Raw genomic sequence first — 22,870 nt, forward strand, 5'->3', positions numbered from 1 at the left:
TGATACAGATTATTGGATTTTTAGTCCTGGTGTTGATTTTTTATCTGATTTTTACAGCATTCATGTAATACCGTATTCGTGTAATTGACAGAAAAGGATGGCTAGCTCTCAAATAATCTTGAACCTAATTTCAGCCCCCATACTGTCATAAGCCCTAATGCTATGCTCATCGTATGGTTCAGCAATTATTAAATGGAAAAGACCATTTTTAGAGAAAAAGTAGAGGTCCGCTTTGGAGGGGCTGGCATTATAGCCGGGGTGGCTGTGCACCGAACCTATGGTCCCGGTGATAAGGGGCTTCATGAAGGTCTGCATAACAGCTCCCTGGTTAGAGGTTTCCCCGGGAAGAAAAACAAGTCCTTGGATTTTCAATGTATTAACTTTTATTTTTCCTTCTAGAAGAGCTGCGAATTCGTTAGGATGGGACTCTCTAGCAATACTAATAATTTCATCAATTATCCCGGCATCTATGTGCACTTCCTGGAAATCTCGTTTGTCATTACCCAGTAAATATCCAATAAACTTGTCTAAGATACCCGGGTTATCCTCTGCAGGTATTCGGTCTGCCATTGGAGAATCATCACTTTAATTTTTTAAGACCCTTAAAAAATTCAGGGTCAAATAGGGGCAGTTCCCAATCTACAAAGGCCTTTTCACGAATTGAAACCACCTTTTTTTCTTTCAGGGGATTGTAGCCTTCTACCTCCACATCTCTACGGTAGATGCCCAGCCCACGGCGCTGCCAGGAGGGTACTTCATTAATATTAATTCCCCTCTTGAAAAGTAAATCGTGCAAGTCTTTGCTTTTTTGTTTTCTGAGGATTTGCACTGTTTTTTGGTAGGAATGTTCCTTTCGCAGTGTCCAGTAAGCATATCCATTAAGACAGTTTCGCCAGGCTTCGCTTTGCCTTTCCTGGAAATATTTTACCACCATTTCGGATGAAAGAGGTATGATGCGGGAATCAAAGGATAAGGGCCCCGATAACTCATCAGAATCAAGATTTTTCATCATGAGTTTCTGGGTAAAACTGCTGCTTATAAAACCAGCAAAAACGGAATCAATCTTCTCCACCCGTCCTGCGAAGGGTATCTCTCCCAGCAAAATGTTAATCTCATCAGAAAAAGTGTACACCATAATTGGGCTGAATTCCTGGAAAACATCGACTCCCACACTGGCCATTAAAGTGCTGAAGGTCTTATCGTAGGGTTTTTTTAAATCCAGTTCTTTCGCCAGCCTTTGAAAGTTTCTTCCGTCAGCTCTTATCACTACCTTAGAGCTGCAGGGAATTTTCAAATTTGAATAAATTTCACATTCTTTCATCTTGAACATCTATCCTGTGTTGGGACATTATATGTGGAGACATATGATGAGTTGCAGTGATAAATAAAATTAAAGTCTAAGTGCCGACCTGAAGATTTTCATTAAGACTATTCAGGAGTTTAATGGCAGAATAAGCGGCCATAACGCTGGTTTTTGGGTTAATGGCACATCGAACGTTTTCAGTAACGGTCCTAAATTCTCCAAAGTCACCCACCACCCGGACTTCATGCATGTTTCGGTCTACTTGGGGGTCAGCGATTATCTGCACCTCGATTTCCATACCGGCTGCAATGCTCAAAGTGGCTGCCACGTTAATGTTCATGGGAAACTTCTCCACCGCAGCACTGGCCTTTCCCTGATAAAGTATGGTTTCTTCCTTGGTTTCGATACCAAGTGAACGGGGGGGTTTTCGGGTAATAAGGGTTGCATTTTGGATTTTACCAATTGAAGCTGCTTTCATACCGTCTAGACCAACTATTGCCCCGGAGGGGACGTGAATCTTGGCATTATTCTTTTTAGCTATAGATTCAAGATTTTTCCTTATTTGGGGGTTCATAAGCCCCCCCACACTCATGATCAGCACATCTCTACCCTTTTCTAAAATAAGGGGAACCATCTGTTCCACAGCCTGAGGGGAAGCAGCCTCGATAACCAGGTCCACTTCGTCCAGCATGTCCTCCAGGTTCAGAACCACCCTGCCATCTACCTGGGACGCCAGATTTTCCGCCCTTTCCATATCCCGATCGTAGAAAAATGCAATTTCGACGCCGAGCTTGCCCTCTTGGGAAAAATTAGTTATTATGTTAGCTATGGCGCCGCAACCTAGAATTCCAACCTTCATGAACTTATCTTCCTACTGTGGAGACACTGCAGGTTCTTTTATCTCGGGGCTAATTAACAGTATGTCCCCCACGGCCTGCACCCTCTCGTAAGGTATATCTATACTACCTTCTTCTTTAAGGGGCCGGATTTCGTCAGTTTCGGGTACTATACGGATACTCTTGGTTATTACGTCCTTAATGCCCACACTTTTTTTGTCATGATTTATGGCAACTGCCTTCAGGGTTGAAACTCTTCCTTTCTTAATGTTCAACACAACGTCCTGAATCCGTCCCACGTATTTACCGCGGGTGGTGTACACATCCAAGTTGTATAGATTTGTTAACTCCACCATATTAAACCACCTGCCTTTTTTTATCATTTTCCCGGTCTTATCCTTTTATGGAATGCCCCAGGATGTTACCTTAACTAAATAAATTTAAAAACCTCACCATACTTAAATATTTCGAAAAATAGACACCGTTAACTTAATTTTATGATAAAAAAACTTAAAATGCAAATCTAAAAATTGTATTTTCAATTAAAATGGAGAAGTATTGTTTTTTTGGCTATCCTCAAATACATCGATCCTATTGTATTACTACAATTTTTACCAAAAATGATTGTTCTTCAGATAATGGTGGGATTGGCGGTAACAAGCACATATCTTTCACTTAGAACCAAGAAAGATGACAGAACAGAATTTAGATTGGTCTTTTAAATCATCTGAATTAATATTAAATTAATATTAATAGGCATAATTAACCTAAACTTGATCCATATTATTTCTTAAGGTGACACCATGTGGGATACCAGTAACGATTACCGGCTTAAAGTGGCAGAAAAGTCTGTTGAACTTTTTATAAGAACTGTGGACCGGGCCAATCTCAAGGGAAGGTGGAGTAAAAAACAAGCCCTGGATGCTGCCCGTAAAATGGTACCAGAGATCCAGTCGCTGTATTATTCTTACCTTTCCCCGGTTGAAATGGCCGAGAGCACACACCTGAAAACATTGGAGGCACTTGCCCAGGAAGTAATGGAAGCATTGGGAGGTGAGTCCTGGAATCGCCAGTTCCTACAGATGGCGGATCGTGGTGAAAGGGAAAAAGTGGAGGAATCATTGGCCAAGATAAAGTTCTTCCTAAACACCATCTACGGTCTCAGGCAGAGGATTCTTTTAGGAGAGATAAATGACCCGGTAATAGGTGTTGACATGAAAAAAGGGGAAATTCTCAGTGTGGCAAAACATCCAGCTGCTTTAAAACTTTTAATATGTAATTTAAACCTGGGTGAACGTGCAATAACTGTGGTTACCAATGATTTAACCCTGAAAGATGGTGATAAAGTGGCGGTGGCCCTTCTACCTCCTGAAAACTTCTTAGGTATTACCAGTGAAGGAATGTTCCTGGGGGCTGGAGACGGTGTTTTAAAGGATGTGGATGGTGATATAGGGGATATTCCTCGTGGTATTCCATTAGAAGCTCTTAATGAGGCCCGTAACCTGGTGGAAGCATTTTTGAAATGCTAATAAGAAGTGAATCAAATTATCCGTAGTTGAATTTTTTTTGGAATTAAATAGTAGTTTTCAGCCTTAAAGTTCCATTTGTTAGTTAATCGCCTATAGTAACCCTATAGTAACCCTATAGATCTTTTTATGGCTGTAAGTTCTTCCACAAGTTCTTTATAACTAATTATCAGTTCGTAATAATCATCAAGCAAATCCCTTAAATCGTCATCGTGGATAATGGCCACACTATCCCCTACATTAAATCCTTCCATCAATCGTGGCATGGCCTTAATGTCATCCTTAGTGATTTCTCCCTGCAATATCCTGAGCTGACCGTCTGTGTACATATCATCACCCATTACTAATGATCAATGCTTATCTATACCCACTCATCCGATAACCACCATCTTGGTGCGGGTCATATCTTCAAGCGCATATTTAACACCCTCCTTGCCCATACCACTCATTTTAAAACCCCCAAATGGCATGTTATCCGTCCTGAAGGTGGGTTGTTTATTCACAAGAACAGACCCTGCTTCTATATTTTTCACCGCACGTTTAGCCCGGTTTATATCCTGAGTAAAAACCCCTGCTTGTAGACCATATTGGGTATAATTGGCCATTTTATAAGCTTCTTTTTCAGTTTTCACTCTTATAATGGGGGAAACTGGTCCGAAGGTTTCTTCCTGGACTACCTGCATATCTGGTTGTACATGGTCCAGGACGGTGGGTTGGTAGAATGACCCCTTTCTTTGGCCACCACAAAGAAGCTGTGCACCCTCCTTAACAGCATCTTCCACTTTATTCTGTACAGTTAAAGCAGCCTGTTCATCAATGAGTGGTCCCATGTCGGTTTTAGGATCCAGGGGATTGCCTACCTTTAATTTTTCAGTTTTTCGAATTAAATCCTCCAAAAAATCATCTGCCACCTGATCCTGTATGATTATCCTCTTAACGGCTATGCAAACCTGCCCGGCATTAAGATAGGATCCGGCCACAGTGGCGGAGACAGCTGCATCCAGATCAGCGTCTTCTAGGATCACCAGGGGATCGTTGCCACCCAGCTCCAGGGTAAGCTTTTTCAAACCAGCTTTCTGTGCTATGGACAATCCGGTGGGAACACTTCCAGTGAAGGATATTTTATTGATCAGGGTACTGGTAACTAATTCGTCCCCGATCACACTGCTTTTGCCAGTTACACAGTTAACCGCTCCAGGGGGAAGGTGATACCCCATGATTTCGGCCAGTTTCATGGCAGCCAGAGGGGCGGTGAGGGATGGTTTAAGGACCACCGAATTTTTGGCAGCCAGGGCGGGTGCCAGTTTGTGGATGGCCAGATTAACTGGATAATTAAAGGGAGTAATGGCCGCCACCACCCCTAATGGAATTTTTAGGGTAAAACCAAAAACACTTTTACCTGCGATAGCCGCGTCCATGGGCACTGTTTCTCCATATATTCGTTTACATTCCTCTGCAGACAGCTGGAGAGTCTCCAGAGTGCGTTGCATTTCCATACGTGAGTCTCGTATAGTCTTTCCGGTTTCCAGGGTTATCAGTCGGGCCATGTCTTCCTTATTCTCCCTGAGCTCCTGGTGTACGTCAGTGAGTATCCGGGAAAGCTTTCGGGAAGACATCTCATCCATCAATTTACAGGCCCGATTAGCGGCTAAAATGGCCCCCTTAACGTCTTCTACATTTCCCAGGGGAACTTTATCCACCAATTCATTGTTGAAAGGATTAATAACAGGTATATTATTATTTTTATCCTCTAATTTGCCATTGATCAACATTTTCATGCTTGAACCTCCTGGTGGTGTCTTAGCATAGGTTAGAAGAAAATTAAATTAAAAAAGTAAAATCAATAGTCAAAAATAACATTGGTGCTGTTTTAAAGGCTTAGGTACCGTTTATGGTGTCGCCTAGATTTTGAATGTTATTGGTTACATTTTGTACTTCAGTTTTGTTAATTTCATCACCCAGACCCTGCAGGTAATTTCGGTACACTATGGCGGCAATTATGGCTATAACTATTATGCCTCCAATAATGAGGATCATTTCTGCTCCAGTCTGCCCTGATTCATCATTCACCATTCCAATAGTAAAACCCCCTTTCTATGAAAATCCTAATAATCCGGGTCCTAAAAGTGTTATAACATAAAATATGGCGTAAGCTGCCGGTACTAAGAGTAGAGCATATTTCACTCCCTTCTTGGCACTTCCATACATGACAATACCAATTAATAAGCTGGCAATGATGGAGTGTATGATTATATATCCTGTGGCGGACATCATAGCTGCGTCTTGCAGTGCATTTGGTTTTCCTATGACCTCAATAAATGAAGAATAGGTCATAATCATTCCTAATGCAAAAGGTGCGGCTATAATGGCGGCTATAACCAAAAACATCACCGACATCATCACGTTTGCTCTTCGCTCCCTTTGAAGAGATAAAACTGCTCTCAGGTCTTCCGCTACAGTTTCGATTACATCGGCTAGACTTCCACCAACCCTTCTGCCTTCTAATATCATACGGAATGTTCTATCAAGATTTTTGGACTTCAGACGCTCCCCCATCGATAACAGGGATTCATCAAAAGTGCTTCCAATTTTTATTTCGATTACAGTCCGTTTAAGCTCATCGTAGAGTGGTCCTTTACCGTGTTTAGAGATATCTTCCAAAGCAGTCTCAATACCCACCCCGGCGCGTAATAATGATGCAATCTGCCTTAGAAAATCAGGAGTTCCATTTTCAATGGCATCTACTCTTCTTTCCATTAAGAAGAACAACCATGCACCAATAAGAATAGCAGGAGCAAATAGTCCTAACAGAATTCCTAAAATGGGATTTATTCCAAAAATTGAAAATAACACAAATGCAACTACTGCTAATCCGAAACCGACTAAAACAAGTAAAGTTATAAGATCAGAAGCTTTAACGTACATCCCTGCACGAATAAGTGTCTCCTGAAGTTTTACAAGATACCTATCTGGGAATATTCGGTCCATGGTCTCAGATACTGGTGCTAGTGGGGGGGGTATCAAGGCCATTTTTTTTCACCTACTCATTAATTATGTTAGCTTATTATATATTATATTATTATAAGTAAGTCACGGTTTATTGATTCTTACTTCACTAGACATTTTTTATAGGTTAGACTCTTCCTAGAAACTCAACCGTGAATCTATATTATTCAAGACTTTAGATCTTTTTGCCACCAGTACCATATCTTCCACTCGAACTCCAAATCTTCCCTCCAGATAGATCCCTGGTTCTACAGTGATCACCATTCCTGATTCCAATTTTTTATTCTCTCTTGATGACAGTGAAGGCATTTCATGAACCTCCAGACCCACCCCGTGGCCGGTGGAATGAAGGAAACTTTCACCATAGCCATATTCAGTTATAATATCTCTAGCCACCTTATCGATATAAGAAGCCTTGACTCCTGGTTTAATGGTTTTTATGGCCTTATTTTGGGCTTCAAGTACTATATCAAAAATTTCCTCTTCCTTTTCTGTCCGGATCAGGGTACGGCTGGTGTCTGAAGCATAATGATTATGTACTGCTCCCCAATCAATTACCAGGGGGCTTTCTATATTTTCTGAGGATGTGGATGCATGGGGAAAACTGGAACGTCGCCCCGACGCCATAATAGTATCAAAGGCTGGTTTACTTGAACCATTTTGTCTCATTAGATATTCCAGTTGGGCTGCAGCATCCTCTTCAGTACCACTCATTTCCAGTTCCATTAATGATTTTTCGGCGATGTTGATTGCCTTCTGGATATGAGAAATCTCCTGGTCTGATTTTATAACTCTTGACCTTTCCACCAAGTCCGTCACCTGAATTTCAAAGTCTCCACCCAACTTCTGGTAGGTGGCAATGTTAAGGGAGGGTTCCACTCCCAGATTAACCGGAAGTACCTTCTTGAGTTTAGGTAAAGATTTTAATTCATCAACCTCAATGGTAGATGTTTCTTCTGCCTCTTTAAGGTCTAATTTAGGAACCAAGAGTACGGGATCATCTTTAAGTAAAAAAATTGAAGTGCTGGTTGGCCAGTAACCACTTAGATAAGTTATATTTTCTGGTTTGAAAATCAGGAGAGATTCTATTCCTTCCTCATGCATCTGGTTGATTATTTCAGGAATTTCCATTGAAACCTCCTTGACTATGAAATAATATATATATCATGATTTTTTTTCACTTGATTTCTTATTTTGATGTTTTTGGGTATTTATTTATTAAATGAGTTTCGATCTTCTTTTTAAGATTCTTTTGTACTTGGGGGGGTATTCTTCGAGTAATGGGCTGGGGAATGTAACCGAAATCCGGGTCTTTGAACTTCAATCCTCCAAAGACTACCTCTTCCTTATAGCGTGGAATGAAATGCCAGTGGACCTCTGGTTTCGGATTCTTTTGGCGAAAAGTAGCGTTTTTAAAACAACTCCAGTTGAAGAGCGTGGGGTTGAAAATGGTTTTCAGAGTTTCTTCCAGTCTTTTCACAATTAACCCGAATTCTGTCCATTCCTCTTTTTTTAATCCAGAGAGATCTTTACAACCTTTCTTTTGGGCAACTACGCAGGTACCCAGATATCTCTGACTGGGTGCGAGGAAAATAAGCCAGTAGGTTGTTTCCCATATTAAATCTCCATATCCTTCTTCTATTTGGCAGTATTCGCAAGAAACATTCATCTAATGTACCCGTATATTTAAATAATGGTTCTATGATTTTTAATCATGAAATATCCTCGCTGTGATTAATGAAATATTCTATTTTTTATATTAATATTATTATAAAATCTCATATTAAGTATTATTATAAAATCGGATTAAAAATTATTTGCATTGGAGTGCTAATTTAGATTATTATCCTATCAAAATCAATTTCAGCGGCTTTTTTGGTTACGGCGAAAATTATTATAAGTAAGACATTGGTTTTATTTAATATGGTGAAGTTTACTTCAAGAGAAATTAGGGATATAATAATCTCTATGCTGGTGATTGCCGGCGCTTTCGCTTATATATTCAGTGGAAGGAATTTAAATATCTTCTTTTATCTCATACCTGTTACTCTGGTGTCTGTTGGATTGGGGTTCGTTCTTCACGAACTTTCCCATAAATTCGTCGCAGTACATTACGGGTTTTATGCCGAGTATCGGATGTGGGTGCAAGGTTTGATATTAGCCCTGGTGACTGCCTACTTTGGTTTTGTATTCGCAGCACCGGGGGCGGTTTACATTCACGGAGAGTACATATCTAGGGAAGAGAATGGGAAAATTTCCCTGGCAGGGCCCATGACCAACGTAATTTTGGCATTTATTTTCATGGGCATAGCCTTTCTTTTCCCGTCTCCAAGCCTCATATACCTTATGGGGATATTAGGATTCACGGTCAACAGCTTTTTAGCCCTTTTTAACCTCATACCCATCAGTGTGTTTGACGGTGCCAAGGTTTTTAAATGGAACCCAGTTATTTGGGGCCTTTCAGCAGGATTATCCTTTTTAATGGTCGTTTATTCCATGTTAGGAAGTTTAATGTAGGATCTGGTTAAATGTTCAGAGAAATCCCCGTCACATATTTTGGATGCACTCACCGGGCTGTTAATCCGGAAAAAACAATTAGCAAGGTTGAAGGGAAACTGAAATTTGCAGGAGTGACCCGAATAGCCGAGATAACTCACCTGGATCGGGTGGGAATACCAGTGTACTCCGCCATCCGGCCCGGAGCAGCAGAGGGTGCGGTGAGTATATATGCTGGTAAAGGCGCAACCAAAATACAAGCCAAGGCTTCGGCCATGATGGAGGCATTTGAGAGGTATTCTGCAGAGTTTCAGGCTTCAGACAAGGTTAATATAGTTTCAAAGGTTTATGAACCGGGTGAATGTTTGGATCCCCGTTCGCTGATCATCCCCCGGAGAATATCTGATCCTCACTCTGAAAAAATAGAATGGATACCAGCTCTGGATGCCAAAACCGACAAAAAACAGCTTATACCTGCTAATGCAGTTTATCATCCATATCAGCCACGGGATGGGGTTCATCTTTTCAAGTCCAACACCAACGGCCTGGCGTCAGGCAACGTCCTGGAGGAGGCAGTTTTTCATGGGCTGATGGAAGTGGTGGAGAGAGATGCCTGGAGCATATTTGAAGCACGTAAGAAACATAAAAAAGAAGTTATATGTGATGAAACTCAAAACGAGCTTATTAGAACCCTTCTGTATAAATTCAGGAAAAAGGGGGTGGATGTTAAGCTGGTGGACCTCACTGCCGACATAAAAATAACCACCATAGCGGCAGTGGCCGATGATACGGTACTTAAAGATCCGGCTCTTCTGACCATGGGGGTGGGCACCCACTTGGATCCGGAAATCGCGGTAATAAGGGCCTTAACCGAAGTGGCTCAGAGTCGTGCCACCCAGATACACGGGACTCGGGAAGACACCAACCGGGCTGTTTTCATGCGAAAAGCAGGATACGAGCGCATGAAACGCATTAACAAACATTGGTTTGGGGATTATAAGGAAAAAATTGACGTATCCCAGATGGAAAACAAGTCCACCGCTTCCTTTAAGGATGATCTGGAAATTTCCTTGGATGAACTTATAAAAACAGGCATTAAAGAGGTTTTATATGTTGATATCACCCGTCCAGAGATTGATATTCCAGTAGTCAGGGTTATAATACCTGGATTGGAAGTATACGCTGTGGATCCTGAACGGATGGGTAAAAGAATCATGAATAGAGATATTTTTTAGGATATTTTTAGGTCATGGCCCGGTTATGGTCCCAAGTTATGGTAATTATTTTGGTGAGTTTTTGAAACAAAAATTGATGAGGCGGGCTCTTTTTCTTTCCTACTTCACCATCATATATAATATTGCCGAGGGTACCTTATCCATCCTCGCTGGAGTATGGGCTGGAAGTGTTTCATTAATTGGATTTGGCCTGGATAGCGCAGTTGAATCCCTTTCTGCAGTTATAATGGTATGGAGATTTAGGAAGGACGACCTAGAGCCAGATGAGGAGGAAGGGTTGGAAAGACGGGCCTTAAGGTATGTTGGTTATACCTTCCTCATCCTGGGCGGATACGTTTTGTACGAATCCTTTAGCAAGCTTTATAATGCAGAAATTCCTGAACCGAGCTTACTGGGAATAATGATTGCATTGGCATCCACAATTGTAATGCCCCTGCTTTTTTACCTTAAACATAGTACCGGGAACGATCTTGGAAGTAAAAGCCTGATTGCTGACTCAAAAGAAACTCTATCCTGTTTTTTTCTCTCCATAGCTCTTTTAACTGGTCTTTTATTGAACTATTTTTGGGGTATTTGGCAGGCGGACCCGCTTATTGGGCTCCTTATATCTGTCTATCTATTGAGAGAGGGCTATGAGATCTTGTTCGGTGAAGAAGATTAAATTAATAAATCCTACTTTCTTATTTAACCTGTTAATTTCAAATGAATACTATTTTTATGGGATTAACCCATCTATTAATGATAAATATGAAACAAGTTCTAGTCATAAGGGGAGATTTGCCCATGAGCAGGGGTAAAATAGCTGCCCAGGCCTGTCATGGCAGTCTTGGTGCTTATAAGAGGGCTGATAAATTAAAGATTACCAAGTGGGAAAGAGAGGCAGAAAAAAAGGTTGTTTTAAAGGTTAAAAATGAAGAAGAGCTTTACCAGATACATGAGTTGGTTAAAGCAGCTGGAATTCCCCATTACTTGGTACGGGATGCAGGCCATACCGAACTACCCCCGTCTACAGTGACCTGCCTGGGAATAGGGCCAGATGAAGATGATAAAATCGATAAAATAACCCAGGATCTCAAACTTCTCAAGTAATGATGTGGTGTTTTAGATGGAGTGGGTAGTTAAGATTGGGGGGAGCCTGTTCCCCAATTATGCCATAAATCTGGCAGAATCTCTTAAGAATAGAAAGGTCTTAATAATATGTGGTGGTGGAGATTTCGCTAATCTGATAAGGCAATTGGACCATCAAATTCATTTTTCGAGATCTGCCAACCACCATGCCGCCATAATGTGTATGGACATTCTAGGAAGACTTCTGTCTGATAAAATCAAGAACGGGGTAGCAGTATATTCTCTGGAAGATGCAAAAAATACCATAAAAGCAGGTAAAACTCCGGTATTGCTGCCATCAAAGCTTATGCATTTCCTGGACCCCCTGGAACACTCCTGGAGAGTTACTTCCGATTCCATCTCACTCTACTTCGCCCACCTCCTAGAGGCGAAACTATTAATAGCCACTGATGTAGATGGTATATACACGCGGGATCCATCCCAGGATGGGGCCCAGCTACTAAGGAATATTGATGATAGAAAACTACTAAATTTTGGTGAAACATCTGTAGATGATAGTTTTGCGGAGCTTTTATTCCAATACCCATCCACATGTTATGTTGTTAACGGAAAGTATCCCGAAAGGGTTCTATCCATAATGGATGGCGAGAGCTCTATATACACGTTCATTGGAGGAGATTAAATGGATAAAATAGAATGTACATCTTGTAAACAAGAGATATCCCCTGTAGAGACCTATGTAAAATTTGAATGTCCGGAATGTCAGGAGATTCTTTTCCGCTGCCAGAAATGCAGAACCTTTGGCCACATGTATCAGTGCAAGTGTGGATTTAAAGGACCTTAAGGACCTTATAATTGGAAATCTTACTAGAAACTTTTAGAATACTTAAAAATTTATGGGAGGAAATAGTATGGGAGATGTGGTTGCAACTATAAAACTCATGCCGGAAAGTCCTGATGTGGACTTGGCAAAAATTAAAACTGATGTGGAAAGTTCCATGCCATCTGGAGCTGAATTACACAAAATTGACGAAGAACCCATTGCTTTTGGCCTGGTGGCCCTTAATGTTATGGTTGTGGTGGGAGATGCCGAGGGCGGAACAGAACCAGTGGAAGAAAATCTGGCTCAGATTGATGGTGTTAACAGCGTAGAAGTTACTGACGTCCGCCGGCTCATGTAGCCTGGATGTCAATTTTTCTTATTTTAGTTATCATAAATCCATTCTTTATAATAGCAGATTCTGTTAATGGAGTCTATTTTTTTTCAACAAAATTTTTTTTAAACTGTGAATCTCCAGAAATAATCTTCAATAATAAATTTTTAATAATAATTTTTTATAAAAAATTATTAATAATGAGGATCAATCTTACACTGACATCTATCGAAAGTTGGTGGAAATATTGATTGACTTGATCCTGGCCTGTTTTATCGGCATATTCTGCGGTGCAGTAACCGGTCTGATTCCCGGGATCCATGTTAACACAGTGGGAGCCTTTATTTTCGCATCTTCTAATTTTCTACTAAATTTCTACTCTCCTGAATCAATTTGTGTCTTCCTGATATCCATGTCCATCAGCCATGCCCTACTGGAGTTTATTCCATCCATGTTTCTGGGTGTTCCTGAAGAAGGAACGGTACTATCCGTACTACCTGGACATCAAATGCTGCTTCAAGGCAGGGGAAAAGAAGCCATCCGTTTAGTGGCTCTGGGGGGGTTTGGATCGGTTATGGTGGTGATAATACTGTTACCAGTGTTCATGATGGTCTTACCACCACTTTACGGGCTGCTGAAGCCATATATATGGATAATGCTCATTATAGTGGTTATCGTGATGATAATTCGTCTTAGCAGGGATAAAATGGCCATGGCCTGGTCATCATTGATATTCATACTCTCCGGGATTATGGGCTGGACCCTTCTAAACTCATCCCTGCCCACCAGTGTATCCTTTCTATGCATGTTCACCGGTCTTTTTGGAGTGAGTACCATGCTTTACAGCTTATCTCAGAACTCTTTTTTACCCAAACAGGATCATTATCACAGGCTTACCATAAACACTGATGTGATTAGAGGAATTTTTGCAGGAGGGATTGCAGGAAGCATACTAGGTTTCCTGCCAGGTTTAGGCCCGGCCCAGGGTAGCATGATAGCCCAGGAACTCAGTGGTGGTAGTGATACTGAGAATCAAAGGGAAGGATTTCTGGTGGCCATGAGCGGTGTTAATGTTTCTGATGCTTTATTTTCGTTAATGGCCATTTTTTTGATTGGAAATCCCCGAAGTGGAATCGCTGTTTACGTCAACCACCTGCTAAATGGGGTTAATTTTCCCCATCTCCTGGTTTTCATATTCGCATCGATAACCGCAGTATCAGTAGCACTGATTTTATGCCTAAAACTGGGAGACGCTGCCGGGAAGAATCTGGAAAAAGTCGATTATAATAAATTAACCTGGTATGTAATCATATTCATGAGCTTCTTAGTGGCTTTATTCTCATTTATAGAGCAAGCTAACGTTCTAATGGTGGTATTGGTTTATATTACATCCATATCTCTTGGTTTACTTCCCCATTATCTTGATCTTAATAAGTCACACCTTATGGGGGTGTTAATAGTGCCTGCTATTGTGGTTTATGCTGGATTATGATGTTTACTGGATTATAATCACTTCCTGACATATTTCACCTACCGCCTGGCTAAATTCTTTAAAATTAACACCCGGAAATGGATCTATAACGCCGATATCAAACCTCCCATCCAAAACATATTTCAAATCCCTGATATCAGCACAGTAAACCTGGGAATTCTCACCTTCTGCTAATAATCCCTGTTTTTTCTCGTTAATATTCACTGGAAATCCGTTAACTTCCAGATTAATGGTAGTCATCCTGGCAGCAGGATACCAGATGTCATTAAAAACTACTTTACTGGCACCTGATTTGAGGGCAGCTATCCCCAGGGTCCCAGGTCCGCATGTACAGTCTAGAACACTTGGATTCTGATATTTGCTCAATATTTGATGAAGAGCAATTATTTTAGGGTTAGATGGTTTTGGAAACTCCAGATGAATTTGACTCTGGTTTTTGTAGATGCAAATCGGTCCACATGTGGTTTTTAGGATGTCGCACCTCAAGTCGCACCCGGCCAGAAGCTGGTAAGTGTGTGGTGATGATCCCGAATCTCTAACCCCCACGGTTACTTTCAAATCACCTTTTAAGACTCCTTTAACCTCGGGTACATCTTTGTAAATTCTCAGAGAACAATTTTCATCAATATCATCAGTTAAAAGGATCATGGAATCTTTCTCTAGATAAGGAGGGCCTTTTAAAGGATATCCGGGTGTTATTAGGGGAGTTCCAACCTGGCGTAGAGTAGAGTTCCGATTCCTTTGCCCTTCTTCCATCATTATCGCCAGAATGTGGGCCATCACATAATCCAGGTGGCGACGTCCACATTTGCATCGTTTCCATGGGGCGTCAATGTTTTTTAACTCAACTTGCTCTATTAAAGGCCGAAACTTTTTCAGATCAGTATTCTCGCAGCTTTTGCAGGGCAAGTAATGATCCTCCAGACTTTTCAGAACCTCTTCACAACTTTTTAGGAAGTGGATCCCGCAAGAACACTTGATATTCATGGACTTAAATAAGGCAGTCATTTTACAATATCTTTTCCTTACGTTGTCCCAAGATCTCTAGAATAGGAAGTAGATATGGGAAGAGCCAGTGGGCACTACTAACTGATTCTTAGTAATATCGGAATTTTTTCAATAGAAAAACCAGCATTGATCTGCTTAAAGATAATCTCAATGTCATATGGAATTAAAATTTATAATCATGGCTTTGAAAACATTTTTATTCCATAAAAGCAGTGTTCGAAAAGCCTCACCCCTGCATAACAGGGTCTTGGGATCAATTTTTTCATCTCACTCTGAAAATATTATGTAACGGCAGAAACTTACCAATCCTCTAGTCCCTGGGGTTGTGGGATATTGTGGAGTAAAATTAGGCTTAAGCTTAAATATTTGATACGTTATATAAATAATCGAGTTTTATGAGGGACAAGCGTAAAGAGATTCTTAGAGATCTTTTGGGTGAATTTGCAGATGAGGATGCAGATGAAGCAGAAGCCTCAAAGAAGAGTGAAGAAAACTTAGAAAGATCTGATGAAGAGTCTGAAACTGAGGGGAGAGCTGAGGAAGGTTTTTTTGCCAGAGATGATGATAAATTCAATCTGGACAACTTAATAAAGGAACATTCAAAAAGGGGTTCAAGACGTCCTAAAAAAGCTAGACAGATGTCTGAAGCTTTTAAAGCCGAAATTATTGAGGAAGGTCTTATCCCCAAATATAACGTTGCTTTACCCCGGTTGTCAAAGAATGAATTAAATCTTTTCAACGAGATCCGGGAAAAACTAGTGGAAGTGGCTGTGGCCCAGGGTGAAGAATTCCAGGTTGATGAAGACTCCTTTACTGGTGAGGTTAAGCAATTCCTGCGCAGCAAGGGCATAAGGGATGTGGATCGACTGGCTACCCAGATATCCCAGGAGATGCTGGGTTACGGCAAACTGGATCCCATGATCAAGGACGATGATCTGGAAGAGGTCATGGTAATTGGGACCGATAGAACGGTATTTGTATACCATCGAAAGATAGGAATGATGGCCACCAATGTTGTTTTTGAAACTGATGAAGATATCCGGGCCATCATCGATGTCATTGCCCGTCAGGTGGGTAGGAGAATAGACCAACAGATGCCCATTCTGGATGCTCGTTTGAAGGATGGGTCAAGGGTAAACGCAACCATTCCCCCGGTTTCTGCTGATGGTTCCACTTTAACCATTCGTAAATTCCGTAAGGATCCCCTAACCGTGGTGGATTTAATAAACTTCAAAACTCTTTCATCACACCTGGCAGGTTTCCTTTGGGTCTGTACCGATGGTATGGGTGTTAAACCCTGTAACGCCATCATTGCGGGTGGTACCGGTTCTGGTAAGACCACCACCCTCAACACCGTCGCTGCCTTTGTACCCCCACGGGAAAGGATCATAACCATTGAAGACACTCTGGAACTGCAACTGCCTCACACACACGTTCTGCGTATGGAGACCCGCCCACCCAATATTGAGGGTCAAGGTGAACTCAATATGGACACACTGGTTAAGAATTCACTCCGTCAAAGGCCAGATCGTGTTATTGTGGGAGAAGTTCGGGGAGGAGAAGCCACAACTCTGTTCACCGCGCTAAATACTGGTCACTCTGGTATGGGTACGCTTCACTCTAACACTGCCAGGGAAACCATAACTAGATTAGTCAACCCTCCTATGAGTGTTCCCAACATCATGATACCTGCTCTGGACTTTATAATCATGCAGAACCGTATGTATCGGTCTGAAGGAGGATCTATGCGTAGAGTCACTGAGGTGGCCGAAGTAGTGGGTATGGAAGAAGGTAACGTCCAGCTAAACCGAGTGTTCGAATGGAATAATGTTACTGATAAAGTTGAATATGTGGGAATCGCCAGTCAAACTTTAAGAGATATAGCCGAACTGAGAGGTATTGGTATAACTGAGATAGAAGAAGAAATAGAAAAGAGAAGGCTGGTACTGGAGTACCTGGCAGATAACAATATAAGGTCCATCCATGAAGTGGGACGTTGTGTAAACAGTTATTACCGGGACCCTGATGAAATGATGGACAGAATATTATAGAATCTTGGCAAGCAGAATGAAAAGGTGTAAATAATGGTTTTCGAGGGCCTTAAAAAATTTTTTAACCGTATAGGTAATTTCACTGTTGACTCATCCCAGAAGGTAGGTGAGGGGGCTCAGAAGGTTAGTAGTGGAGTTCAAACCCCGGTAAAGAGAGTGGGAAAGATCAAACCCCGTAAACCCGCTGTAAAATCTCCTTTTAAACCCAAGAAAAAGGATGATGATGAAGGCCTCAAATTCAAGGCATCTACTACCCGGTCCTCAGCTCCCAAAAGAAGTATTAAACGTATGAATATGGATAAAGATGAAATTGCCATATTTCGGGAGTTAATTGACAAGAAATATGAAAGGACGGATACTGATTCTACAGAAGAATCTCAAAAGACTGCCATTCGGAAAGCATCTTTAGAAGAAATTCTTCGTGAAGAGGAAAAGAAAGGTGTTGATCCTAAATTAATCTTAGGATTAGGTGTGCTTTCCTTTGGGATAGTGTTCGTGGTCTTGATAATTTTAGGTATAGGTCTGGAAATAGGGCTTATCTTCGGTATTTTGATTATCTTATTAACTGTATTCCTCATATATCTACCAAAAATGAAATCAGGGGGCCGATCCACTGCTGCTTCACGAGAAATACCATTTGCCCTTAGACAGATGGCCACTGAACTCCGGGCCGGAATGGGACTCCATGACAGTATGCGGTCAGTGGCCACTTCAGGCTACGGTCCTCTTTCTGAAGAATTTGCTCGGGCCTTAGAGGAAATAAGGTATGGTCAAACTACGGAACAGGCCCTAATGGATATGAGTGAACGAATAGATTCTGAGGGTCTGAAAAGAGCCGTGTATCAGATCACCCGAACACTTACCAGTGGGGGAGATCTGGCCAAAACCCTGGGGGTTATCGCCGAGGACACCGCCTATGAAATGAGGATGAAACTCAAAGATTATGCCCAGAAGCTAAACTCATTCACCATGATTTACATGTTCATAGCCATTCTGGGACCGGTTATCCTCATGGTTATGCTCATCGCGGCTTCCACTGTTATGGGGCCAATGATCCCACCTATATTGCTACTCATCATGTACCTCTTCTTCTTCCCGGCCATTGTAGCCTTCATGGCCTTCATGATCAAGAGGCTGGAGCCCAAGCTTTAAAATAAAGTTTAAAATCAAATAAGAAATGGTTCATCGGTTCCTTACACCGGGGATCATTGATTTTTTTATTTTTAAAGAAGGAACATGTTCATTAATTGCAGACCGGCGATGAACAACAAGGTTATACTGAAGAAGCCGTAGTCTTTGGAATCTAGTCTAGTTTTAGCCCGGTAGGTCTGGGTATTTTCAGAATAACCCCGGGACATCATGCTCAGGTAAACCTTTTCCCCCTGTTCAAATGCTCTAAGGAACATCATAGTGATTGTTTCGCCTACTTTTCTTAACCTCCACTTATAAGAGGTCTTCTTATTGAATATGTCAAAGCAGCGGGTGGACTGGGCATTTAATATATTCTCAAGTTGATCGTAGAAGAAAAAAAGATATCTAACGGTGAGGTTCAGGAGCATAGCCAACTGGTGGGGTACTCCTAATCTCTGTGCGGAGGCCACCAGGTCCTGCATGGAAGTTGATGATGATAAAAACACAATGGCCGTAACTGCAACTACCATTCTAGAGAGGAGTAAGGCTCCGAAAAACAGACCATAATCTGTAATTTGTAACCAACCAAAAGGTCCGGTCCAGATCACATTTCCTGGCTGAAAGAACGGTTGTATTAGGGCCACGAATCCTCCGAATGGGATGATGAGGGCAATCCGCTTTAAGGCATATTTAGGGGTAACATTAGATATGGAAACCAGGATTAAAAGGTATACTTCCATTATGGCCAGAATCATGATGTTAGCACTGGAAACTGCGTATATTATGATTAACATTGCAGATATGAGTTTTATCCTTCCATCTAAGTTGTTCATGAAGCTTTCTTTACGAGCTTCTCGATCGATTTCAGCCAGTCCTTCCATGGTATCTCTTCTTTTATTTATTATGAAAAGTATATAAAAAATCAGTTAGGTAAAAAAGCAGTTGGGAGCTTAAAAATAAGCTCCCTTAATTATTCTGGACCTTTACCTTTTTCTTTTGCTGAGGAAGGTTGCCAATCCCAGCATCACTAGCACCACCAATATTGTCCCGAAAATTAGGGCTGCAACACCACCCCAGGGATTATCTTCCATTCCCGGTATGGCGTAGTCAGGTAATGGTGATTCGAATGTTGCTTCAGATTCAGGGACTTCCAGACTTTCTGCAGCACTTTCCAATCCGTCTGGATTGCTGGATGCCAAGAAGGGTGCTAGAATGGCTATAACTATGGCTATGGCCAGACCACCCATCACTAAGTTACGATTTTGGGTGTTCATTGCAGGGCCTCCTGTTTACTACTGCTAACCCAGTCGGCTAACAAGTCTGATCTCACCCTGTCGATTCCCAGAACTACCACTACAGAGATCACACCTTCAATACATCCAATCACAGCGTGATAAAGTCCCATGAAGGCAATTCCTTCTGCCAGTGGGAAAGTACCAGCCCAGGCCATTTCAAAGGCACAGGCAATGGATGCCAGGAATATTGAGGCCCATGATGCAATAAAGACTGCTGGTACTCTTCCAATTCCTTTGAGTGTTTTGTAAGCATAGAATCCAACAAAACCACCAATAATTCCCATGTTGACTATGTTGGCTCCAAGAGCCGTCATTCCACCATCTCCAAATATCAATCCCTGTAATATCAGCACAATGGACAGAACCAGTACTGCAGCCCAGGGACTGAAAAATATAATTGCTATCAATGCTGCGCCTACCATATGACCACTGGTTCCCCAGGGTATTGGTATGTTCATAGCCTGTATTGCGAATATACCTGCGGCCAGAACGGCCAACAGTGGAACGTTCCTTTCGTCCAAGTTCGATCGGGCCCATCTAAGCGAAATACCTAGCGCTACCAGGGCAATGATCCAGTAGATCGCGCACTGCCATAACGGAATAAAACCATCTGGTATATGCATATTTTTCCCTCCTCTCTTTTCACACCATGACTGACCAGTATTACTTCACAGCCAATTTAGGTGAACTTAGTAATACTCCTTTAAAGGCCTTGAAATTCATTTTAACTGGTAAAATGAGGTTTTATTTATAATCATATAAAGGTTTCTGTTAGTATTACTGAATGGTTTTTTTCATTATTTTTAGTATTAAAAATTTATTACAAAAACGTCCCTTTTTGGCAGGGAAGTAATACGCAAACTTTATATATATAGATCACCACAATCTCAAAATATCATTATAAATCATTAATAATTCGGTGATACATGTGGCACCTAAACCAAAAGAGATGAAGGACGATTTCTGGAAATCAAAGGATATAAAAATCTCTATCGGGGAGATAGAGGAAAAAGATGGCAATAAAATCGGAGAAGAAGTCCCCATGGGTCCAACTCCCAAACCTCATGTAACCGATCTGCGATCATGGGATATGAAGCTACTGGATCGGTACCAACCATTCTACGCACCATTCTGTGATATGTGCTGTTTGTGCACCTTCGGAAAATGCGACCTAACTGGCAAGAAAGGTGCTTGTGGGATTGATTCTGCGGCTCAACAGGCGCGGATAGTGCTTCTAGCGTGTAATATAGGTACAGCAGCTCATGCTGGGCACGCACGCCACCTGGTGGAACATCTCATTGAAACTTTCGGGGCAGATTTCCCCATCGATTTAGGGATGAATATTGACATCGAAGCTCCTTTAATCCGAACCTTAATGGGTAAGAAACCGGAAAAGCTGGGCGATCTTAAAGAAGTGATCTCTTATGTTGAAGAACAAATGTCCCACCTTTTATCTGCTTGTCACACCGGGCAAGAAGGAAGTAGCCTTGATTTTGAGTCTAAAGCACTTCATTCGGGGATGATGGATGATTTAGCGCGTGAAGTCGGTGACATTGCCCAAATTGTGGCCTTGAACATGCCAAAAGGTGATGAGGATGCACCTCTCGTGGAAATGGGAATGGGAACTATCGACAGTAAAAAGCCAGTTGTGCTTTGTATAGGTCATAATGTTCTTCCAGGTGCTGGAATAATGGATTACTTGGATGAAACCGGCCAGGAAGAGGATTTAGAGGTCTGTGGTATATGTTGTGCAGCCATAGATGTAACTCGTTATAACGACCGGGCTAAAGTAGTGGGCCCCCTCTCTAAACAGCTTAAATTCATCCGCAGCGGCGTGGCTGATGTTATTGTTGTTGACGAGCAATGTATACGTACGGATGTACTTGAAGAAGCATTAAATAAGAATAGTGCGGTTATCGCCACCACCGATAAGATGTGTTTAGGACTTCCCGACATGACCGATGAAGAAGCCGATAAAATCGTTTCCAAACTGGTCAACAAGGAAATATCTGGAGCCTTAATCCTCAATCCTAAAAAGGTTGGGGAAGTCTCGGTTAAAGTGGCTAAAATTTTATCACCTGAACGTGAAAAACTTAAACTTTTGCCGGAATTAGATGAAATACAAAAAATAGCCGCAAATTGTACTGAGTGCGGATGGTGTAATCGTGTTTGTCCCAACAACAAGCCAATGATGGAGGCTGTTGTGGCAGCAGGTAAAGGTGATTTTTCCAAGTTCCAGGACTTATACGAATATGATGTATGTTACAGCTGCGGTAGATGCGAACAAGAATGTGAAAGAGATCTTCCTCTGATGGATATCATAACTAAAGTGGGAGAGCACTTCGTTAAAGATGAGAAATTCAATATCCGGGCCGGCCGAGGGCCAGTACAAGATGTAGAAATCCGAAGAGTCGGGGCTCCACTAGTTCTAGGAGATATACCTGGTGTTATAGCTTTCGTGGGATGTTCAAACTATCCTGATGGTGGGAAAGAAGTAGCTGAAATGGCCAAGGAATTCTTGGAACGTAACTACATCGTGGTCGCCACCGGCTGTGGGGCCATGTCCATTGGTGAATACAAGGACGAAGAAGGAAAAACACTCTATGAACAGTACAGTGGAGACTTCGATGCCCGAGGTCTGGTAAATATGGGGTCCTGTGTATCAAATGCCCACATTTCAGGTGCATGTATTAAAATAGCCAATATATTCGCCAAAAAACCCCTGGAAGGCAATTTCGAAGAAATAGCAGACTACATCCTAAACCGGGTAGGTGCTTGTGGTGTGGCTTGGGGTGCTTACAGTCAAAAAGCAGCAGCGATTGCTACTGGAGTTAATCGCTGGGGTATCCCAGTGGTTATTGGGCCACATGGATCTAAATATCGTCGGCTATATTTGGGCCGAGCTGATAAGAAAGAAAACTGGAAAATAAAAGATCTGAGAACTGGTAAAATAATGGATGGCGAGCCAGCCCCAGAGCATTTGATATATGCTGCTGAAACTGTGGAGGAAGCTATGCCCGTGATAGCTAAACTGTGCATAAGACCGACCGACACTGCCAAGGGAAGACAGATCAAATTAAACCATTATATCGATATTTATAAACGTTATTTTGGTGTACTGCCCCCGGATATAAACCTTTTCGTTCGCAACGACAAGGACATACCAATCACTCATAAAAAAGAAGTGAAAGATTTACTGGAAGAAGTAGGATGGGAACCTAGGGAAATACCCCAGGAACCATCCCTCATGGGATTGGATGGTGATTGAA

The 22,870-nt window shown here is 41.8% G+C and carries 26 protein-coding genes; 12 read left to right on the plus strand and 14 right to left on the minus strand.

The window, feature by feature from the left end; genetic code table 11:
* Window positions 1-108: 108 nt before the first annotated feature.
* From FGU46_RS07095 to FGU46_RS07110, 4 genes are all read right to left on the minus strand, one after another.
* A complete protein-coding gene (locus FGU46_RS07095; protein ID WP_286473305.1) occupies window positions 109-570 on the minus strand; it encodes a Mov34/MPN/PAD-1 family protein in 462 nt (153 codons plus the stop codon).
* A 10-nt stretch (window positions 571-580) separates the two neighbouring features.
* Window positions 581-1,330, minus strand: coding sequence for a tRNA(His) guanylyltransferase Thg1 family protein (locus FGU46_RS07100; RefSeq protein WP_353619884.1), 750 nt, complete (start codon window positions 1,328-1,330; stop codon window positions 581-583).
* 67 nt (window positions 1,331-1,397) lie between these two features.
* Window positions 1,398-2,162, minus strand: coding sequence for an aspartate dehydrogenase (locus tag FGU46_RS07105; protein ID WP_286473307.1), 765 nt, complete (start codon window positions 2,160-2,162; stop codon window positions 1,398-1,400).
* A 12-nt stretch (window positions 2,163-2,174) separates the two neighbouring features.
* Complete coding sequence (locus FGU46_RS07110) at window positions 2,175-2,495, minus strand: PRC-barrel domain-containing protein (protein ID WP_286473311.1); 321 nt, start codon at window positions 2,493-2,495, stop codon at window positions 2,175-2,177.
* A gap of 447 nt (window positions 2,496-2,942) precedes the next feature.
* On the opposite strand from FGU46_RS07110, the gene FGU46_RS07115 reads away from it, so the two are divergent.
* Window positions 2,943-3,668, plus strand: a complete 726-nt coding sequence (locus tag FGU46_RS07115; RefSeq protein ID WP_286473315.1) for a tRNA-binding protein — start codon at window positions 2,943-2,945, stop codon at window positions 3,666-3,668.
* Window positions 3,669-3,769: 101 nt separating this feature from the next.
* On the opposite strand, the gene FGU46_RS07120 is transcribed toward FGU46_RS07115, so the two are convergent.
* The 6 genes from FGU46_RS07120 to FGU46_RS07145 form a co-directional block, all read right to left on the minus strand.
* A complete protein-coding gene (locus tag FGU46_RS07120; RefSeq protein WP_286473322.1) occupies window positions 3,770-3,994 on the minus strand; it encodes a hypothetical protein in 225 nt (74 codons plus the stop codon).
* Between the two features lie 42 nt (window positions 3,995-4,036).
* Window positions 4,037-5,443, minus strand: a complete 1,407-nt coding sequence (locus FGU46_RS07125) for a lactaldehyde dehydrogenase (RefSeq protein WP_286473323.1) — start codon at window positions 5,441-5,443, stop codon at window positions 4,037-4,039.
* A 100-nt stretch (window positions 5,444-5,543) separates the two neighbouring features.
* Entirely contained in the window at window positions 5,544-5,738 is a 195-nt protein-coding gene (locus FGU46_RS07130; protein WP_286473325.1) for a class III signal peptide-containing protein, read from the minus strand.
* Window positions 5,739-5,759: 21 nt separating this feature from the next.
* Window positions 5,760-6,695 carry a type II secretion system F family protein gene (locus FGU46_RS07135; RefSeq protein ID WP_286473330.1) on the minus strand — a complete coding sequence of 312 codons (936 nt, stop codon included), beginning with the start codon at window positions 6,693-6,695 and terminating at the stop codon, window positions 5,760-5,762.
* 114 nt (window positions 6,696-6,809) lie between these two features.
* Complete coding sequence (locus FGU46_RS07140; protein ID WP_286473334.1) at window positions 6,810-7,802, minus strand: M24 family metallopeptidase; 993 nt, start codon at window positions 7,800-7,802, stop codon at window positions 6,810-6,812.
* Between the two features lie 58 nt (window positions 7,803-7,860).
* Complete coding sequence (locus tag FGU46_RS07145) at window positions 7,861-8,340, minus strand: HIT family protein (RefSeq protein ID WP_286473336.1); 480 nt, start codon at window positions 8,338-8,340, stop codon at window positions 7,861-7,863.
* Window positions 8,341-8,639: 299 nt separating this feature from the next.
* Between FGU46_RS07145 and FGU46_RS07150 the strand changes: the two genes are divergently transcribed.
* From FGU46_RS07150 to FGU46_RS07185, 8 genes are all read left to right on the plus strand, one after another.
* Window positions 8,640-9,188, plus strand: a complete 549-nt coding sequence (locus FGU46_RS07150) for a site-2 protease family protein (RefSeq protein ID WP_353619885.1) — start codon at window positions 8,640-8,642, stop codon at window positions 9,186-9,188.
* An 11-nt stretch (window positions 9,189-9,199) separates the two neighbouring features.
* Entirely contained in the window at window positions 9,200-10,402 is a 1,203-nt protein-coding gene (locus tag FGU46_RS07155; protein WP_286473340.1) for a YcaO-related McrA-glycine thioamidation protein, read from the plus strand.
* 61 nt (window positions 10,403-10,463) lie between these two features.
* Window positions 10,464-11,063 (plus strand): cation diffusion facilitator family transporter, encoded by a 600-nt coding sequence (locus FGU46_RS07160; RefSeq protein ID WP_286473341.1) that lies wholly within the window; start codon window positions 10,464-10,466, stop codon window positions 11,061-11,063.
* Window positions 11,064-11,149: 86 nt separating this feature from the next.
* Complete coding sequence (pth2, locus tag FGU46_RS07165; protein WP_286473344.1) at window positions 11,150-11,491, plus strand: peptidyl-tRNA hydrolase Pth2; 342 nt, start codon at window positions 11,150-11,152, stop codon at window positions 11,489-11,491.
* Between the two features lie 16 nt (window positions 11,492-11,507).
* A complete protein-coding gene (locus FGU46_RS07170; RefSeq protein ID WP_286473347.1) occupies window positions 11,508-12,152 on the plus strand; it encodes an amino acid kinase family protein in 645 nt (214 codons plus the stop codon).
* Window positions 12,153-12,314: a zinc finger domain-containing protein gene (locus tag FGU46_RS07175; RefSeq protein ID WP_286473349.1), complete on the plus strand. Its 162-nt coding sequence runs from the start codon at window positions 12,153-12,155 to the stop codon at window positions 12,312-12,314. It begins immediately after the preceding gene.
* 67 nt (window positions 12,315-12,381) lie between these two features.
* Window positions 12,382-12,651, plus strand: a complete 270-nt coding sequence (locus tag FGU46_RS07180) for an elongation factor 1-beta (RefSeq protein WP_286473357.1) — start codon at window positions 12,382-12,384, stop codon at window positions 12,649-12,651.
* Window positions 12,652-12,871: 220 nt separating this feature from the next.
* Complete coding sequence (locus FGU46_RS07185) at window positions 12,872-14,116, plus strand: tripartite tricarboxylate transporter permease (protein ID WP_286473366.1); 1,245 nt, start codon at window positions 12,872-12,874, stop codon at window positions 14,114-14,116.
* A 3-nt stretch (window positions 14,117-14,119) separates the two neighbouring features.
* Here the strand turns inward: FGU46_RS07185 and FGU46_RS07190 are convergent, their stop codons facing one another.
* Window positions 14,120-15,103 carry a 50S ribosomal protein L11 methyltransferase gene (locus FGU46_RS07190; RefSeq protein WP_286473369.1) on the minus strand — a complete coding sequence of 328 codons (984 nt, stop codon included), beginning with the start codon at window positions 15,101-15,103 and terminating at the stop codon, window positions 14,120-14,122.
* A 416-nt stretch (window positions 15,104-15,519) separates the two neighbouring features.
* On the opposite strand from FGU46_RS07190, the gene FGU46_RS07195 reads away from it, so the two are divergent.
* Window positions 15,520-17,175, plus strand: coding sequence for a CpaF family protein (locus FGU46_RS07195; protein ID WP_286473373.1), 1,656 nt, complete (start codon window positions 15,520-15,522; stop codon window positions 17,173-17,175).
* 33 nt (window positions 17,176-17,208) lie between these two features.
* The gene (locus tag FGU46_RS07200) at window positions 17,209-18,327 is read left to right on the plus strand and encodes a type II secretion system F family protein (RefSeq protein ID WP_286473382.1); all 1,119 of its coding nucleotides are present in this window, start codon (window positions 17,209-17,211) and stop codon (window positions 18,325-18,327) included.
* A 71-nt stretch (window positions 18,328-18,398) separates the two neighbouring features.
* On the opposite strand, the gene cbiQ is transcribed toward FGU46_RS07200, so the two are convergent.
* The 3 genes from cbiQ to cbiM form a co-directional block, all read right to left on the minus strand.
* Window positions 18,399-19,187 carry a cobalt ECF transporter T component CbiQ gene (gene cbiQ / locus FGU46_RS07205; RefSeq protein WP_286473399.1) on the minus strand — a complete coding sequence of 263 codons (789 nt, stop codon included), beginning with the start codon at window positions 19,185-19,187 and terminating at the stop codon, window positions 18,399-18,401.
* Between the two features lie 102 nt (window positions 19,188-19,289).
* Window positions 19,290-19,580 (minus strand): PDGLE domain-containing protein, encoded by a 291-nt coding sequence (locus tag FGU46_RS07210; RefSeq protein WP_286473403.1) that lies wholly within the window; start codon window positions 19,578-19,580, stop codon window positions 19,290-19,292.
* On the minus strand, window positions 19,577-20,224 hold the full coding sequence (cbiM, locus tag FGU46_RS07215; RefSeq protein ID WP_286473411.1) for a cobalt transporter CbiM: 648 nt from the start codon (window positions 20,222-20,224) through the stop codon (window positions 19,577-19,579). Before cbiM ends, FGU46_RS07210 begins: the two co-directional genes overlap by 4 nt.
* Before the next feature lie 326 nt (window positions 20,225-20,550).
* Between cbiM and cdhA the strand changes: the two genes are divergently transcribed.
* Window positions 20,551-22,869 (plus strand): CO dehydrogenase/acetyl-CoA synthase complex subunit alpha, encoded by a 2,319-nt coding sequence (gene cdhA / locus FGU46_RS07220; RefSeq protein ID WP_286478367.1) that lies wholly within the window; start codon window positions 20,551-20,553, stop codon window positions 22,867-22,869.
* Window position 22,870: the final 1 nt, after the last annotated feature.

Origin of the sequence: Methanobacterium sp. CWC-01, from assembly GCF_030323845.1 — an archaeon.
Lineage (GTDB): Archaea > Methanobacteriota > Methanobacteria > Methanobacteriales > Methanobacteriaceae > Methanobacterium > Methanobacterium aridiramus.

Bases quoted from the DNA above. Each gene is read 5' to 3' on its own strand.
- FGU46_RS07095 (WP_286473305.1), bottom strand. From the start codon at position 570: ATGGCAGACCGAATACCTGCAGAGGATAACCCGGGTATCTTAGACAAG.
- FGU46_RS07100 (WP_353619884.1), bottom strand. From the start codon at position 1,330: ATGTTCAAGATGAAAGAATGTGAAATTTATTCAAATTTGAAAATTCCC.
- FGU46_RS07105 (WP_286473307.1), bottom strand. From the start codon at position 2,162: ATGAAGGTTGGAATTCTAGGTTGCGGCGCCATAGCTAACATAATAACT.
- FGU46_RS07110 (WP_286473311.1), bottom strand. From the start codon at position 2,495: ATGGTGGAGTTAACAAATCTATACAACTTGGATGTGTACACCACCCGC.
- FGU46_RS07115 (WP_286473315.1), top strand. From the start codon at position 2,943: ATGTGGGATACCAGTAACGATTACCGGCTTAAAGTGGCAGAAAAGTCT.
- FGU46_RS07120 (WP_286473322.1), bottom strand. From the start codon at position 3,994: ATGTACACAGACGGTCAGCTCAGGATATTGCAGGGAGAAATCACTAAG.
- FGU46_RS07125 (WP_286473323.1), bottom strand. From the start codon at position 5,443: ATGAAAATGTTGATCAATGGCAAATTAGAGGATAAAAATAATAATATA.
- FGU46_RS07130 (WP_286473325.1), bottom strand. From the start codon at position 5,738: ATGGTGAATGATGAATCAGGGCAGACTGGAGCAGAAATGATCCTCATT.
- FGU46_RS07135 (WP_286473330.1), bottom strand. From the start codon at position 6,695: ATGGCCTTGATACCCCCCCCACTAGCACCAGTATCTGAGACCATGGAC.
- FGU46_RS07140 (WP_286473334.1), bottom strand. From the start codon at position 7,802: ATGGAAATTCCTGAAATAATCAACCAGATGCATGAGGAAGGAATAGAA.
- FGU46_RS07145 (WP_286473336.1), bottom strand. From the start codon at position 8,340: ATGAATGTTTCTTGCGAATACTGCCAAATAGAAGAAGGATATGGAGAT.
- FGU46_RS07150 (WP_353619885.1), top strand. From the start codon at position 8,640: ATGCTGGTGATTGCCGGCGCTTTCGCTTATATATTCAGTGGAAGGAAT.
- FGU46_RS07155 (WP_286473340.1), top strand. From the start codon at position 9,200: ATGTTCAGAGAAATCCCCGTCACATATTTTGGATGCACTCACCGGGCT.
- pth2 (WP_286473344.1), top strand. From the start codon at position 11,150: ATGAAACAAGTTCTAGTCATAAGGGGAGATTTGCCCATGAGCAGGGGT.
- FGU46_RS07170 (WP_286473347.1), top strand. From the start codon at position 11,508: ATGGAGTGGGTAGTTAAGATTGGGGGGAGCCTGTTCCCCAATTATGCC.
- FGU46_RS07175 (WP_286473349.1), top strand. From the start codon at position 12,153: ATGGATAAAATAGAATGTACATCTTGTAAACAAGAGATATCCCCTGTA.
- FGU46_RS07180 (WP_286473357.1), top strand. From the start codon at position 12,382: ATGGGAGATGTGGTTGCAACTATAAAACTCATGCCGGAAAGTCCTGAT.
- FGU46_RS07190 (WP_286473369.1), bottom strand. From the start codon at position 15,103: ATGAATATCAAGTGTTCTTGCGGGATCCACTTCCTAAAAAGTTGTGAA.
- FGU46_RS07195 (WP_286473373.1), top strand. From the start codon at position 15,520: ATGAGGGACAAGCGTAAAGAGATTCTTAGAGATCTTTTGGGTGAATTT.
- FGU46_RS07200 (WP_286473382.1), top strand. From the start codon at position 17,209: ATGGTTTTCGAGGGCCTTAAAAAATTTTTTAACCGTATAGGTAATTTC.
- cbiQ (WP_286473399.1), bottom strand. From the start codon at position 19,187: ATGGAAGGACTGGCTGAAATCGATCGAGAAGCTCGTAAAGAAAGCTTC.
- FGU46_RS07210 (WP_286473403.1), bottom strand. From the start codon at position 19,580: ATGAACACCCAAAATCGTAACTTAGTGATGGGTGGTCTGGCCATAGCC.
- cbiM (WP_286473411.1), bottom strand. From the start codon at position 20,224: ATGCATATACCAGATGGTTTTATTCCGTTATGGCAGTGCGCGATCTAC.
- cdhA (WP_286478367.1), top strand. From the start codon at position 20,551: ATGAAGGACGATTTCTGGAAATCAAAGGATATAAAAATCTCTATCGGG.